Here is a 15,619-nt window from a genome sequence, read left to right as displayed (position 1 = left end):
GGGTGACAACGTGAAAATGACTGTTACCCTGATCGCTCCGATCGCCATGGAAGATGGTCTGCGCTTCGCGATTCGTGAAGGCGGCCGTACCGTTGGTGCCGGCGTGGTATCCAAGATCATCGAGTAACCTTCGGGTTACTCTTTGTTGTTGCACTGAGTTGTTTCGGTGCAGGCCAGTAGCTCAATTGGCAGAGCAGCGGTCTCCAAAACCGCAGGTTGGGGGTTCGATTCCCTCCTGGCCTGCCATTTTTTAACATCCGGATACATAAGCTGATTCCTATGGAGTCAAAAGCCGTTCAATCGACCAGCCGTTTCGATAGCGTGAAATGGCTGGTTGTTTTCGTTCTGATTGCCGTCGGTGTCGTCGGTAATCAGTATTTCAGTGCAGAGTCTGTGTTGTATCGGGTTCTGGCTCTGGTTGCGCTTGGTCTGGTTGCTGCCTTTGTGGCGCTGCAAACTGACCGTGGTCGCCGTTTTGCGACCCTGTTGAAAGAAGCGCGTGTCGAGATCCGGAAAGTGGTATGGCCCACCAGGCCTGAACTGGTTCAGACCACAATTATCGTTGTGGTGTTTGTTCTGGTTGTGGCGCTGATCTTGTGGGGTATGGATTCACTGATCAGTTGGCTGGTCGCCGGCTTTATCGGTTAACAGGAGTGGGCAATGGCTAAGCGCTGGTACGTCGTTCATGCGTATTCTGGCTTCGAAAAGCACGTAATGCGCACTCTGAAAGAGCGTGTTGCGCTCGAAGGAATGGAAGACAAATTCGGCGAGATCCTGGTTCCGACCGAGGAAGTCGTTGAAATGCGTGACGGGAAAAAGCGCAAGAGTGAGCGCAAGTTCTATCCCGGGTACGTATTGGTCCAGATGGAAATGGACGATGCTTCGTGGCATCTTGTCAAGAATACTCCGCGGGTTCTTGGTTTCATTGGTGGTACCAAAGACAAGCCGGCTCCGATCACCGAGCGCGAAGCAGAAGCAATCCTGCGTCGTGTAGAAAGTGGTGCAGACAAGCCGAAGCCCAAAACCCTGTTCGAGCCGGGCGAAATTGTTCGCGTTGTTGAAGGTCCGTTTGCAGACTTCAATGGCGTAGTTGAAGAAGTCGACTACGAGAAGAGTCGAGTCAAGGTTGCTGTTCTGATCTTCGGTCGATCTACTCCGGTAGAGCTGGAGTTTGGTCAGGTCGAGAAAGACTGAGGCATCCTTCAAGCCTGAAAGCTCGCGCGCTGAAGCGACGCGGGCTTTTTGTGTCTGCTATTTGCAGTTGTTATTAACGGGGAGCCGAAAGGCGTTCGAACCCACAGGAGAGCTATCATGGCAAAGAAGATTGAAGCCTATATCAAGCTTCAGGTTGCTGCCGGCCAGGCCAACCCGAGTCCCCCAGTTGGTCCTGCACTGGGTCAGCGTGGTGTTAACATCATGGAATTCTGTAAGGCGTTCAACGCCAAGACTCAGGGCATGGAACCTGGTCTGCCGATTCCGACTGTTATCACTGTATACAGCGACCGCAGCTTCACGTTCGTCACCAAGACTCCGCCTGCGCCGGTTCTGCTTAAGAAAGCAGCTGGTATCAAGAGCGGTTCTGGCCGTCCGAACACTGAGAAAGTGGGCACTGTTACCCGCGCTCAGCTGGAAGAAATCGCCAAGACCAAAGAGCCGGACATGACTGCTGCCGATATGGACGCAGCCGTTCGCACCATCGCTGGTACTGCCCGCAGCATGGGCCTGAACGTGGAGGGTCTGTAAGATGGCTAAGCTGAGCAAGCGTCAGAAGCTGATTCGTGAAAAAGTAGACTCCACCCGCGCCTACACTGTAGACGAAGCGGTTGCGCTGCTGTCTGAACTGGGTCAGAACGTCAAGTTCAAAGAGTCTGTAGACGTAGCCGTAAACCTGGGTGTTGATGCACGTAAATCCGACCAGGTTGTACGTAGCAGCACCGTTCTGCCTCACGGTACCGGTAAAACCGTACGTGTTGCAGTATTCACCCAGGGCGCCAATGCCGAGAAAGCCACTGCCGCTGGTGGAGACATTGTCGGCATGGACGACCTGGCTGACGAAGTGAAGAAAGGCAACATGGATTTTGACGTGGTTATCGCGACTCCCGATGCCATGCGTGTTGTTGGTCAGCTGGGCCAGATCCTCGGTCCCCGCGGCCTGATGCCGAACCCGAAGGTTGGCACTGTAACTGCAGACGTTGAAACTGCAGTGAAGAACGCCAAGGCCGGTCAGGTTCGCTACCGTACTGACAAAAACGGCATTATCCACGCTCCGCTGGGTAACGTTGAATTCTCTGCCCAGAACATCAAGGAAAACCTTGAAGCTCTGGTTGCAGACCTGAAAAAGGCCAAGCCTGCATCGTCCAAGGGTGTGTATCTGAAAAAGATCACCATCTCTTCTACGATGGGTCCTGGCCTGACTATTGATCAGGGCACTCTGAGCCTCTGATCGGTAGTTACTTTGTAGTCTGGGCGGAAGCCAAGGCTGTCAAAGACCGCAGGCCCCCGAGGCCCTTGGCAACAAGGGCCGCAAGGGTTAAAGCAACGCCTGCGCAGACGGTGTGAAGACGTTCTCTCTGAACCCAAACACCGTTAGGCGTCCTCTTTGAGGACAATGATGGGTTTGCCGGCATAAAGCTGGCGAAATCGAGGAGAAATCCAGTGGCAATTAGACTCGAAGACAAGAAGGCGATCGTCGCTGAAGTCAACGAGACTGCTGGAGCTGCTCTGTCTGTGGTTTTGGCTGACTACCGTGGTGTCACCTCTGGTGACATGACTGCGCTTCGTGCCAAGGCTCGTGCCGAGAATGTTCGCCTGAAGGTTGTTCGTAACAACCTGGCGAAGATTGCTATCAAAGGTACCGAGTTCGAATGCATCGATCCCGCGCTGGTTGGTCCGACCATTCTGGCTTTCTCTATGGAAGATCCGGGTGCCGCTGCGCGCCTGCTGAAGGATTTTGCCAAAGAGAAAGAGGCGTTCGAGATCAAGGGTCTGGCTGTCGGCGGTGAGCTGATGGGCGCAGAACAGATCGATCGCCTAGCTACGCTGCCGACGCTGCACGAAGCGTTGACCAAGCTGGCCATTGTTACACAGGCACCAGTTACCAAGCTTGCACGTACTCTGAACGATATTCCGGGCAGAATCACACGTGTAGTAGCTGCAGTCCGCGACCAGAAGCAAGAAGCTGCTTGATTCTGTTGAACACCATTTTTTACATTTTCGGAGAAAGTCATGGCTCTGTCTAAAGACGATATTTTGAATGCAATTGCTGAAATGAGCGTAATGGAAGTTGTTGAGCTCGTTGAAGCTATGGAAGAGAAGTTTAACGTTTCTGCTGCTGCCGCTGTTGCTGCCGCTCCGGCTGCCGCTGCTGGTGGCGAAGCCGCTGAAGAGCAGACCGAGTTCGACGTAGTTCTGACCGGTCCTGGCGAGAAGAAAGTAAACGTTATCAAGGCCGTTCGTGAACTGACTGGTCTGGGCCTGAAAGAAGCCAAGGAAATGGTTGACGGCGCTCCTTCTACTGTTAAGGAAGGCGCTAGCAAGGACGAGGCTGAAGAGGCCAAGAAGAAGCTTGAGGAAGCAGGCGCTTCTGTTGAGCTTAAGTAAGAGTCGGCTGTTGATCGACACCGTGCATTAAGCATGGACGGGCTGGTGGCTTCGTGCCACCGGCCTTTTTCTGTTGTATATGCTATAGAGTCTGGTGTGCAATTGCAGGTTGATGTCAGATCTATAACCTACAGCCAGAGTCTTGTTCAAGACGGCGCGATAAGCCGAGCAATTCGGCCCCGAAGCAGAACATTTGATTGCTTCTTGATACCAGGTATCAGGTCTAAAGCTGGGGAATGCAGATGACTTACTCCTACACTGAGAAAAAGCGGATTCGCAAAGACTTTAGTAAATTGCCTTCCGTGATGGACGTCCCCTATTTGCTGTCTATTCAGCTGGATTCGTTCCGGGACTTCCTGCAAATGGAAGCCGCTCCTGAAGACCGCCGGGAAACCGGTCTTCACGCAGCATTCAAATCCGTATTCCCGATTGTCAGTTACTCTGGCAACGCCGCGCTCGAGTATGTGAGCTATCGAATCGGCGAGCCGGTGTTCGACGTCAAGGAATGTCAGCTCAGGGGCGTAACTTACGCCGCGCCGCTGCGGGTGAAAGTCCGCTTGATCATTTATGACAAGGAATCGTCCAACAAGGCGATCAAGGACATCAAGGAACAAGAGGTCTACATGGGCGAGATGCCCCTGATGACCGAGAACGGTACCTTCGTTGTAAACGGTACCGAGCGTGTAATTGTTTCCCAGCTCCACCGTTCACCTGGTGTGTTCTTTGATCACGACAAGGGCAAGACCCACTCATCCGGCAAGCTGCTGTATTCAGCCCGGGTGATTCCTTACCGTGGCTCATGGCTCGACTTCGAATTCGATCCGAAGGACTCCGTGTTCGTTCGTATCGACCGTCGTCGTAAGCTGCCTGCGTCTATTCTGCTGCGCGCGCTGAATTACACCTCCGAGCAGATGCTGGAGATGTTCTTCGAAACCAGTAAGTTCTCGCTGGGCGAAGAAGTGTGCAAGCTCGAGCTGGTGCCAAGCCGCCTGCGTGGTGATATTGCGACGTTTGATATCAAGGACCAGGACGGCAACGTAATTGCCGAAGAAGGTCGTCGTATCACGGCTCGCCATATCAAGCAGCTGGAAAAAGCCGGCATTACCGAGCTGGAAGTACCAACCGAATATCTCTACGGTCGTGTTCTGGCCAAGGACATGATCGATCAGTCGACCGGCGAAGTGCTGGTGGAGTGCAACACCGAACTGACCGAGGAAGTGGTTACCAAGATCCTCGATGCCGGTGTTAAAGACATTGAGACCCTGTACACCAACGACCTGGATTGCGGTCCGTTCATGTCCGATACCCTGCGTATCGACCCGACCCGCACCCCGCTGGAAGCGTTGGTTGAAATCTACCGCATGATGCGCCCGGGCGAGCCGCCCACCAAGGACTCTGCGGAAACCTTGTTCAACAACCTGTTCTTCTCTGAAGAGCGGTATGACCTGTCTGCGGTTGGCCGGATGAAGCTGAACCGTCGTCTGGGCCGTGAAGAGAGCACAGGCGAAGGCATTCTGACCCACGAAGACATCATTGATGTCCTCAAGACCCTGATCGCCATCCGTAACGGCCAGGGCCAGGTGGATGACATCGATAACCTGGGTAACCGTCGCGTACGTTGCGTTGGCGAGATGGCCGAGAACCAGTTCCGTGTAGGCCTGGTGCGGGTAGAGCGTGCGGTTCGCGAGCGTCTGAGCCTTGCTGAAAGCGAAGGCCTGATGCCGCAGGACCTGATCAACGCCAAGCCGGTTGCTGCAGCGGTTAAGGAATTCTTCGGTTCCAGCCAGTTGTCCCAGTTTATGGACCAGAACAACCCGTTGTCCGAAGTCACGCACAAGCGTCGTATCTCTGCCTTGGGCCCGGGTGGTCTGACCCGTGAGCGTGCAGGCTTTGAGGTGCGGGACGTACACCCGACCCATTACGGCCGTGTGTGCCCGATCGAGACTCCGGAAGGTCCGAACATCGGTCTGATCAACTCGCTGGCTACCTACGCCCGTTCCAACTCCTACGGCTTCCTCGAAAGCCCGTACCGGAAGGTAGTAGAGGGTGTGGTAACGGACGAAGTGGTTTACCTCTCCGCAATCGAAGAGAGCAACTACGTTATCGCCCAGGCCAGCGCCGCGACTGACGAAGGCAAGCGCCTGACTGACGAGCTGGTAACCGTTCGTCACCAGAACGAATTTACCGTGGCTCCGCCGGAAGCGGTTAACTTCATGGACGTTTCCCCGCGCCAGGTTGTGTCGGTAGCGGCGTCCCTGATTCCGTTCCTGGAGCACGACGATGCTAACCGGGCCCTGATGGGTGCGAACATGCAGCGCCAGGCGGTTCCGACGCTGAAATCACAGGTTCCGCTGGTAGGAACCGGTGTAGAGCGCACCGTAGCCCAGGATTCCGGTGTCTGTGTAACAGCCCGTCGTGGTGGTGTGATCGAAAGCGTTGACGCCGCCCGTATCGTGGTTCGTGTAAACAACGAAGAAACCGAAGCCGGTGATGCAGGTGTGGATATCTACAACCTCACCAAGTACACCCGCTCTAACCAGAACACCTGTATCAACCAGCGTTCCATCGTGCGTCAGGGTGATGTGATTGCCCGTGGTGACGTTCTGGCGGATGGTCCGTCTGTGGATTTGGGTGAGCTGGCGCTGGGCCAGAACATGCGCATCGCGTTCATGCCCTGGAACGGTTACAACTTCGAGGATTCCATCCTGATCTCCGAAAAGGTGGTTCAGGAAGACCGTCTGACCACGATCCACATCCAGGAACTGACCTGTGTGGCCCGTGACACCAAGCTGGGTAGCGAAGAAATCACTGCGGATATTCCGAACGTGGGTGAAAGCGCGCTGTCCAAGCTGGACGAGTCCGGTATTGTTTACATCGGTGCAGAAGTAGGCCCCGGCGACATTCTGGTGGGCAAGGTGACTCCGAAAGGCGAAACCCAGCTGACACCGGAAGAGAAGCTGCTGCGTGCCATCTTCGGTGAGAAGGCGTCTGACGTAAAAGACACTTCCCAGCGCGTTCCGACCGGTACCCGCGGCACCGTTATCGATGTGCAGGTGTTTACCCGTGACGGTATCGAGAAAGATGCCCGTGCGCAGTCCATCGAGAAAGAGCAGCTCGACAAGTACCGTAAGGACCTGAAGGACGAGTACCGTATCGTTGAAGGTGCCACTTACGAGCGTCTGATGGTTGCCCTGAAAGGCCAGGAAGTGATCAGCGGCCCGGGCCTGAAGAAAGGCGCGAAGCTGGATGAAGCCTACCTGGCCGAACTGCCGCGTCCGGACTGGTTCAAGCTGCGCATGAAGGACGAAGCCCTGAACGAGCTGCTGGAGAAATCCGAGCAGGGTCTGGAAGAGCGCAAGAAAGAGCACGAAGCGCGCTTCGACGACAAGAAGGGCAAGCTGCAGCAAGGCGATGACCTGGCTCCGGGCGTTCTGAAAATCGTCAAGGTGTACCTGGCGATCAAGCGTCGCATCCAGCCGGGTGACAAGATGGCGGGTCGTCACGGTAACAAGGGTGTTATCTCTGCGGTTATGCCGATCGAGGATATGCCTTACGACGAGCACGGCACCACCGTGGACATCGTACTGAACCCGCTGGGTGTTCCGTCGCGGATGAACGTTGGTCAGGTTCTGGAAACCCACCTGGGCGCAGCCGCCAAGGGTCTGGGTGAAAAGATCAGCCGCATGCTGGACGAGCAGCGCAAGATCCTCGAGTTGCGCAAGCTGCTGGACGAGATCTACAACCACTCCGACGAGGTGTTCAAGGTTGACCTGGATAGCCTGTCCGATCAGGAAATCCTGGAGCTGTGTAACAACCTGCGCGGTGGTGTTCCCATGGCAACACCGGTCTTCGACGGTGCCAAGGAAGCTGAGGTCAAGCACATGCTGGCCCTGGCAGACCTGGATACCAGTGGTCAGACCAAACTGTACGATGGCCGTACCGGCGACGCGTTTGACCGTCCGGTGACTGTGGGCTACATGTACATGCTCAAGCTGAACCACTTGATCGACGACAAGATGCACGCTCGTTCTACCGGCTCTTACAGCCTGGTTACCCAGCAGCCGCTGGGTGGTAAGGCTCAGTTCGGTGGTCAGCGCTTCGGTGAGATGGAAGTTTGGGCTCTGGAGGCATACGGTGCCGCCTACACCCTGCAGGAAATGCTCACTGTTAAGTCTGACGACGTTAACGGCCGGACCAAGATGTACAAGAACATTGTCGATGGCGATCATCGCATGGAGCCGGGCATGCCCGAATCCTTCAACGTTCTTGTCAAGGAAATCCGCTCGTTGGGTATCGACATCGAGCTGGAATCCGAGTGAGCCGAATTGTTTTTGGCAGCGTGAGCGGGCACCCCGTGTGCCCGCCCGAGATTAACGCCATCCGGAGCTTTAACTGATGAAAGATTTGCTGAATCTTCTCAAGAGCCAGAATCAGAGCAAGGAATTCGACGCGATCCGTATTGGTCTTGCGTCGCCTGACATGATTCGTTCCTGGTCTTTTGGCGAAGTAAAAAAGCCTGAGACCATTAACTACCGTACCTTCAAGCCGGAGCGTGACGGTCTTTTCTGTGCCAAGATCTTCGGCCCGATCAAGGACTACGAATGCCTGTGCGGCAAGTACAAGCGCCTGAAGCACCGCGGTGTTATCTGCGAAAAGTGTGGCGTTGAAGTTGCACTGGCCAGCGTTCGCCGTGAGCGCATGGGTCATATCGAGCTGGCCAGCCCGGTTGCCCACATCTGGTTCCTGAAGTCTCTGCCGTCCCGCATCGGCCTGATGCTGGACATGACCCTGCGCGATATCGAGCGGGTTCTGTACTTCGAGAGCTTTATTGTTATCGATCCGGGTATGACCACCCTGGAGAAGGGCCAGCTGCTGAACGACGAGCAGTACTACGAAGCCCTGGAAGAGTTCGGTGATGAATTCGACGCCCGTATGGGTGCTGAAGCCATCAAGGAACTGCTGGAAGATATCGACCTGCAGGCAGAAGTTGACGGCCTGCGTGAAGAAATCCCGCAGACCAATTCCGAAACCAAGATCAAGAAATTCAGCAAGCGTCTGAAGATTCTTGAGGCGTTCCTGTACTCCGGCAACAAGCCGGGCGATATGGTAATGACCGTGTTGCCGGTTCTGCCGCCGGATCTGCGCCCGCTGGTTCCGCTGGACGGTGGCCGTTTTGCCACCTCCGACCTGAACGATCTGTACCGTCGGGTAATCAACCGGAACAACCGTCTCAAGCGCCTGCTGGAGCTGAATGCTCCTGACATCATCGTGCGTAACGAGAAGCGGATGCTCCAGGAAGCTGTAGATGCCCTGCTGGATAACGGTCGTCGTGGCCGTGCCATCACCGGCACCAACAAGCGCCCGCTGAAGTCCCTGGCTGACATGATCAAGGGTAAGCAAGGCCGCTTCCGTCAGAACCTGCTGGGTAAGCGTGTGGACTACTCTGGCCGTTCGGTCATCGTAGTGGGTCCGTACCTGCGCCTGCACCAGTGCGGTCTGCCCAAGAAGATGGCCCTGGAGCTGTTCAAGCCGTTCATTTTCTCCAAGCTTGAGCACCGTGGCCTGGCGACCACCATCAAGGCCGCCAAGAAGATGGTTGAGCGCGAAGAAGGCGTGGTATGGGATATCCTCGACGAAGTTATCCGCGAGCACCCGATCATGCTGAACCGGGCGCCGACCCTGCACCGTCTGGGTATCCAGGCGTTCGAGCCGGTACTGATTGAAGGTAAGGCTATCCAGCTGCACCCGCTGGTGTGTGCGGCCTACAACGCCGACTTCGACGGTGACCAGATGGCGGTACACGTACCGCTGACCCTGGAAGCCCAGCTCGAAGCCCGTGCGCTGATGATGTCTACCAACAACGTGCTGTCGCCGGCCAACGGCGAGCCGATCATCGTACCGTCCCAGGACGTGGTATTGGGTCTGTACTACATGACCCGTGAGCGCCACGCAGCCCAGGGTGAAGGCATGGTGTTTGCCGACATCAAGGAAGCACACCGCGCCTACGGTGCCGGCAAGGTAGACCTTCAGGCCAAGGTGAAAGTGCGCGTTAAGGAAGTGGCCATCGCCGAAGATGGCAGCCGCTCCGAAGCCTACCGCCTGGTTGACACCACGGTCGGTCGTGCACTGTTGTTTGATATCGTTCCCGACGGCCTGCCGTTCGAGATCGTGAACAAGCCGATGGTGAAGAAAGCGATTTCCAACCTGATCAACACCTGTTACCGGGATGCTGGTCTGAAGGACACCGTTATCTTTGCCGACCAGCTGATGTACATGGGTTACCACTACGCAACCCGTTCCGGTATCTCTATCGGTTTCAACGACTTCGAGATTCCTCCGGAGAAGTACGAGCTGGTTGACGCGGCTTCTGAAGAAGTAAAAGACATCGAGAACCAGTACGCGTCCGGTCTGCTGACCCAGGGCGAGAAGTACAACAAGGTTATCGACATCTGGTCCCGCGCTAACGACAAAGTGTCCAAGGCGATGATGGAGCGTCTGTCCAAAGAGCAGGTTATTGGCCCCGATGGCCAGCCGGTGAAGGGCGAAGACGGCGAAGACCTGATGCAGGAGTCTTTCAACTCCGTTTACATGATGGCCGATTCCGGTGCGCGGGGTTCCGCGGCCCAGATTCGTCAGCTGTCCGGTATGCGTGGTCTGATGGCCAAGCCGGATGGTTCCATCATCGAAACGCCGATCACCGCAAACTTCCGTGAAGGTCTGAACGTACTCCAGTACTTTATCTCCACCCACGGTGCTCGTAAGGGTCTGGCGGATACCGCTCTGAAGACCGCGAACTCCGGTTACCTGACTCGTCGTCTGGTAGACGTATCCCAAGACCTCGTGGTTACCGAAGAGGACTGTGGTACCGACGAAGGCCTGCTGATGACGCCGCACATCGAAGGTGGCGACGTGGTTGTGCCTCTGGGCGATCGTGTTCTGGGTCGTGTTACCGCCCGTGACGTGTTCACCCCGACTGACAAGGACAACGCCGTTGTTCCTGCCGGTACACTGCTGGACGAGAAAACCGTCGAGATGGTTGAGCGTGCCGGTGTTGACGAAATCTGGGTGCGCTCTGCGATCACCTGTGATACCCGTCACGGTATCTGTTCCAAGTGTTACGGCCGCGACCTGGCCCGTGGCCATCGCGTAAACGTGGGCGAGGCAGTCGGTGTTATTGCTGCTCAGTCCATCGGTGAGCCGGGTACCCAGCTGACCATGCGTACGTTCCACATCGGTGGTGCCGCAAGCCGGGCGTCTGCAGTGGATAATATCCAGGTCAAGCATGGTGGCACCGTACGCCTGCATAACCTGAAATCCATCGAGAAGACCGACGGTTCTCTGGTTGTGGTGTCCCGTTCCTCTGCATTGGCGATCGCCGATGAGCAGGGTCGTGAGCGCGAGTGGTACAAGTTGCCGTATGGTGCTGTGCTGTCCGTGAAGAACGGCGACCTGGTTGAAGCCGGTGTCGTGGTTGCCAAGTGGGATCCGCACACTCACCCGATCATCGCGGAAGCGAAGGGCACCGCCAAGTTCGTCAATATGGAAGAGGGCATTACTGTCCGCACCCAGGCTGACGAGCTGACCGGTCTGTCCACCATGGAAGTGATTGACCCGAAAGAGCGTCCGGCTGCTGGTAAGGACATTCGTCCGGCTATCCAGCTGATTGACGACGCAGGTGAGGAAGTGGAGCTGCCGGGTGGTGGCGCCGCAATCTTCTTCCTGCCGGCGAACGCACTGGTGACCATGGCCAATGGCGCGAATGTGGAGCTGGGTGACGTTGTAGCCCGTATTCCGCAGGAAAGCTCCAAGACCCGGGATATTACCGGTGGTCTGCCGCGGGTTGCCGACCTGTTCGAGGCCCGTCGCCCGAAAGAATCTGCCATCCTGGCTGAAATCAGCGGTGTGGTCTCCTTCGGTAAGGAAACCAAGGGCAAGAAGCGTCTGGTGATTACACCGAAAGACGATGATGCCTACGAGGTTCTGATTCCGAAGCACCGTCAGCTGAACGTGTTCGAGGGTGAAACGGTTGAGAAGGGTGAGGTTATCTCCGATGGCCCGTCCAACCCGCACGACATCCTGCGCCTGCTGGGTGTGGTAGAACTGGCGAAGTACATCACCAACGAAATTCAGGACGTTTACCGTCTGCAGGGTGTTGTCATCAACGATAAACACATTGAGGTTATCGTTCGCCAGATGCTGCGCAAGGTGGAAATCACCAATCCGGGCGACACTACGTTGCTGTCCGGCGACCAGGTGGAAATCACCCAGGTACTGGAAGAGAACGAAAAGGCTGTGGCTGCAGATAAAGATCCGGCAAGGTTCGAGCGTCTGCTGCTGGGTATCACCAAAGCATCGCTGGCAACAGAATCGTTTATCTCTGCTGCCTCGTTCCAGGAAACCACCCGGGTTCTTACCGAGGGTGCGGTTACCGGAAAACGCGATTACCTGCGTGGCCTGAAAGAAAACGTTGTAGTGGGTCGACTGATTCCGGCTGGTACCGGTCTGGCTTACCACAGCGAGCGTCGTCGCAAGCGTGACCTGGAAGAGCAGGGCATTACTGCAGCCGACGTAGAAGAAGCTCTGAGCGCTGAACTTAATCGCGAAAGCTGATTGAGGCGCGCCATTCTCCGGGTAGATACCTATCCGGAGGGTGGTTAAAAAGAGAACAGTCATCTTGACTGAATCGGGGCGCAGGCTTACACTTGCGTCCCTTAAATTTTACCCCCTGCACAGGGGGTAAGTTTCATTGGTATGGTTTTTGGAGTTTGCTTACATGGCAACGATTAATCAGTTGGTGCGTAAGCCTCGTAAGCGCAAGGTAGCCAAGAGCGACGTTCCTGCTCTCCAGGCTTGTCCTCAGCGCCGTGGTGTGTGCACTCGTGTGTACACCACAACGCCGAAGAAGCCGAACTCAGCACTTCGTAAAGTGTGCCGTGTTCGTCTGACTAACGGCTTCGAGGTTTCCTCTTACATTGGTGGTGAAGGTCACAACCTTCAGGAGCACAGTGTTGTGCTGATCCGTGGCGGTCGAGTAAAAGACCTTCCGGGTGTGCGCTATCACACTGTTCGCGGTACTTTGGACACCCAGGGTGTTCAGAACCGTAAGCAGGGCCGCTCCAAGTACGGTGCAAAACGACCCAAGTCCTGATGTCCCGAGCGGGTATCTTTTATCGTTGCTTGTAAGAACGGTAAGAGTAAGGCTGAGTAGCATTTGCTATCTCAGGGGTTCCTGAAGACCTTTTTAGATATAAGGGCTTATCGATGCCTAGAAGAAGAGTTGCAGCAAAACGGGAAATCATTCCCGATCCTAAATTCGGCAGTGCACGCCTTGCCAAGTTCATCAACCACGTGATGGAAAGCGGCAAGAAGTCTGTTGCAGAGCGCATTGTTTATGGCGCGCTCGATATCGTTGCCGAAAAATCCAAGGAAGAGCCGATCGAAATGTTCGAGAAGGCCCTGGAGAACATCCAGCCGATGGTGGAAGTTAAGTCCCGTCGTGTGGGTGGTGCTACTTACCAGGTGCCGGTAGAAGTACGGCCTTCCCGTCAGAACGCGCTGGCCATGCGCTGGCTCGTTGAATACTCACGGAAGCGCGGCGAGAAGAGCATGGCTCAACGTCTGGCTGGCGAGATTCTTGATGCGGCCGACAGCAAGGGCGCCGCAGTGAAGAAGCGCGAAGACGTGCATCGCATGGCAGAAGCCAACAAGGCATTCTCTCACTTCCGTTTCTAACAAGCCGAGGTTTATATCGTGGCACGCAAGACTCCTATCAAACGTTACAGAAACATTGGTATCTGTGCACACGTGGATGCGGGCAAGACTACTACCACCGAGCGTATTCTTTACTACACCGGTCGTAGTCACAAAATGGGTGAGACCCATGACGGCGCTTCCACAACAGACTGGATGGAGCAGGAGCAGGAGCGTGGTATCACCATCACGTCTGCCGCTGTTACAACCTTCTGGCAGGGTATGGACAAGCAGTATCCCGAGCACCGCGTCAACATCATCGACACACCAGGCCACGTTGACTTCACTATCGAAGTAGAGCGTTCTCTGCGTGTTCTTGATGGTGCCGTGGTTGTGTTCTGTGGCTCCTCAGGTGTTGAGCCGCAGTCCGAGACTGTATGGCGTCAGGCCAACAAGTACGAAGTTCCGCGCATGGTGTTCGTCAACAAGATGGACCGTGCCGGCGCTGACTTTATGCGCGTGGTCGAGCAGATTCGCCAGCGTTTGGGTGCGACTGCCGTGCCCATCCAGCTGCCGATTGGTGCTGAAGATGAGTTCGAGGGCATCGTCGACCTGCTGCGCATGAAGGCGATCTACTGGAATGAAGCTGATCAGGGTATGACTTACGAGCTTCGTGACATCCCTGAGAACATGCAGGCAGAAGCCGAGAAGGCGCGCGAGCAGATGATCGAAGCTGCCGCTGAAGCCAACGAAGAGTTTATGGACAAGTACCTCGAAGGCGAAGAGCTGACCTACGAAGAGATCAAGCAGGGTCTGCGTGCTCGTACCATCGCCAACGAAATCGTACTGGCCACCTGTGGTTCTGCGTTCAAGAACAAGGGTGTTCAGGCGGTACTGGATGCCGTTATTGAATTCCTGCCGGCTCCGGATGAAGTTAAAGCCATCCGCGGTGAGGTTGACGACGAAGGTTCTGAAGAAACCCGTCCGGTTGATGACGATGCTCCGTTCGCCGCCCTGGCGTTCAAGATCGCTACCGACCCGTTCGTAGGTACTCTGACGTTCTTCCGGGTTTACTCCGGTAAGCTGGAATCCGGTAATGCCGTTTTCAACTCCGTGAAGGGCAAGAAAGAGCGTGTGGGCCGTATGGTTCAGATGCACGCCAACGACCGGGAAGAGATTAAAGAAGTTCTGGCGGGCGATATCGCTGCAGCGATCGGCCTGAAGAACGTCACTACCGGTGACACCCTGTGTGACGAGAATCACAAGATCGTTCTCGAGCGCATGGAATTCCCGGAGCCGGTAATCTCTGTTGCCGTTGAGCCGAAGTCGAAGGCAGACCAGGAGAAGATGGGTGTTGCTCTGGGCAAGCTGGCCCAGGAAGATCCGTCCTTCCGCGTTCGCACCGATGAAGAGACCGGTCAGACCATCATCTCCGGTATGGGCGAGCTGCACCTGGACATCCTGGTTGACCGTATGCGTCGCGAATTCAAGGTAGAGGCCAACATCGGTAAGCCGCAGGTTGCCTACCGTGAGTGCATTCGCAAGCCGGTTGACGTTGAAGGCAAGTTCGTTCGTCAGTCTGGTGGTCGTGGTCAGTATGGTCACGTCAAAGTGAAGATCGAGCCGCTGCCGCTGGATGATGAAGATGCAGAAAACTTCATCTTCGTGAACGAGATCGTTGGTGGTGTGGTTCCGAAGGAATACATCCCGGCGGTTCAGCAGGGTATCGAGGAGCAGATGCAGAACGGCTGTCTGGCCGGCTATCCGCTGCTGGGTATCAAGGCGACTCTGTACGATGGTTCCTACCACGACGTTGACTCCAACGAGATGGCGTTCAAAATCGCTGGTTCCATGGCGATGAAGAAGGGCGCACTCGAGGCCAACCCTGCGCTTCTCGAGCCGATGATGAAGGTAGAGGTTGTTACCCCTGAAGATTACATGGGTGACGTAGTTGGCGACCTGAACCGTCGTCGCGGCCTCGTGCAGGGCATGGAAGATGTGCCCGCGGGTAAAACTATCCGTGCAGAAGTTCCGTTGTCGGAGATGTTCGGTTACGCCACTGACCTGCGTTCTGCAACACAGGGTCGGGCGTCTTATGCGATGGAGTTCTCCCGCTATATGGAAGCTCCTTCGAACATTGCCGAAGCGATCATTAAAAAGGGTTGATCCCCAGGACTTAAGAAACAGGAAGAGGTGTAACCGTGTCTAAAGCAAAATTTGAGCGTAACAAGCCGCACGTAAACGTGGGCACCATTGGTCACGTTGACCATGGTAAGACCACTCTGACAGCCGCCCTGACTCGTGTATGTCACGAAGTATGGGGCACTGG

The 15,619-nt window shown here is 55.7% G+C and carries 12 protein-coding genes, 1 tRNA gene and 1 pseudogene; all 14 read left to right on the top strand.

Annotation, left to right across the window (positions count from 1 at the left end):
* Window positions 1-127: pseudogene (gene tuf, locus LWH94_RS17915) on the top strand (elongation factor Tu); the annotation flags it as partial.
* A 43-nt stretch (window positions 128-170) separates the two neighbouring features.
* Window positions 171-246, top strand: a tRNA-Trp gene (locus tag LWH94_RS17910).
* A 33-nt stretch (window positions 247-279) separates the two neighbouring features.
* On the top strand, window positions 280-648 hold the full coding sequence (secE, locus tag LWH94_RS17905) for a preprotein translocase subunit SecE (protein WP_199456882.1): 369 nt from the start codon (window positions 280-282) through the stop codon (window positions 646-648).
* Window positions 649-660: 12 nt separating this feature from the next.
* On the top strand, window positions 661-1,194 hold the full coding sequence (gene nusG, locus LWH94_RS17900) for a transcription termination/antitermination protein NusG (RefSeq protein ID WP_011784236.1): 534 nt from the start codon (window positions 661-663) through the stop codon (window positions 1,192-1,194).
* A 117-nt stretch (window positions 1,195-1,311) separates the two neighbouring features.
* Window positions 1,312-1,743 carry a 50S ribosomal protein L11 gene (rplK, locus tag LWH94_RS17895; RefSeq protein WP_022989307.1) on the top strand — a complete coding sequence of 144 codons (432 nt, stop codon included), beginning with the start codon at window positions 1,312-1,314 and terminating at the stop codon, window positions 1,741-1,743.
* A gap of 1 nt (window position 1,744) precedes the next feature.
* The gene (rplA, locus tag LWH94_RS17890) at window positions 1,745-2,443 is read left to right on the top strand and encodes a 50S ribosomal protein L1 (protein ID WP_232903136.1); all 699 of its coding nucleotides are present in this window, start codon (window positions 1,745-1,747) and stop codon (window positions 2,441-2,443) included.
* Between the two features lie 212 nt (window positions 2,444-2,655).
* Window positions 2,656-3,186, top strand: a complete 531-nt coding sequence (rplJ, locus tag LWH94_RS17885; protein ID WP_036219618.1) for a 50S ribosomal protein L10 — start codon at window positions 2,656-2,658, stop codon at window positions 3,184-3,186.
* 39 nt (window positions 3,187-3,225) lie between these two features.
* Window positions 3,226-3,600: a 50S ribosomal protein L7/L12 gene (gene rplL, locus LWH94_RS17880; RefSeq protein WP_022989310.1), complete on the top strand. Its 375-nt coding sequence runs from the start codon at window positions 3,226-3,228 to the stop codon at window positions 3,598-3,600.
* A 242-nt stretch (window positions 3,601-3,842) separates the two neighbouring features.
* Window positions 3,843-7,919, top strand: a complete 4,077-nt coding sequence (rpoB, locus tag LWH94_RS17875; protein WP_232903135.1) for a DNA-directed RNA polymerase subunit beta — start codon at window positions 3,843-3,845, stop codon at window positions 7,917-7,919.
* Between the two features lie 76 nt (window positions 7,920-7,995).
* Window positions 7,996-12,210, top strand: coding sequence for a DNA-directed RNA polymerase subunit beta' (gene rpoC, locus LWH94_RS17870; RefSeq protein WP_094626083.1), 4,215 nt, complete (start codon window positions 7,996-7,998; stop codon window positions 12,208-12,210).
* Between the two features lie 163 nt (window positions 12,211-12,373).
* Window positions 12,374-12,748: a 30S ribosomal protein S12 gene (gene rpsL, locus LWH94_RS17865; protein ID WP_012139854.1), complete on the top strand. Its 375-nt coding sequence runs from the start codon at window positions 12,374-12,376 to the stop codon at window positions 12,746-12,748.
* 113 nt (window positions 12,749-12,861) lie between these two features.
* Window positions 12,862-13,332 (top strand): 30S ribosomal protein S7, encoded by a 471-nt coding sequence (gene rpsG, locus LWH94_RS17860; protein WP_011784243.1) that lies wholly within the window; start codon window positions 12,862-12,864, stop codon window positions 13,330-13,332.
* 18 nt (window positions 13,333-13,350) lie between these two features.
* Complete coding sequence (fusA, locus tag LWH94_RS17855; protein ID WP_232903134.1) at window positions 13,351-15,456, top strand: elongation factor G; 2,106 nt, start codon at window positions 13,351-13,353, stop codon at window positions 15,454-15,456.
* Between the two features lie 35 nt (window positions 15,457-15,491).
* The coding region (locus LWH94_RS17850) for a GTP-binding protein (RefSeq protein ID WP_227716620.1) at window positions 15,492-15,619 on the top strand (128 nt) is incomplete at its 3' end.

It is taken from the genome of Marinobacter sp. G11 (assembly GCF_021282325.1).
GTDB classification, from domain to species: domain Bacteria; phylum Pseudomonadota; class Gammaproteobacteria; order Pseudomonadales; family Oleiphilaceae; genus Marinobacter; species Marinobacter vinifirmus.
The sequence above is the reverse complement of the archived record's forward strand: the minus strand, read 5'-3'. Positions and strand labels throughout refer to the sequence as shown.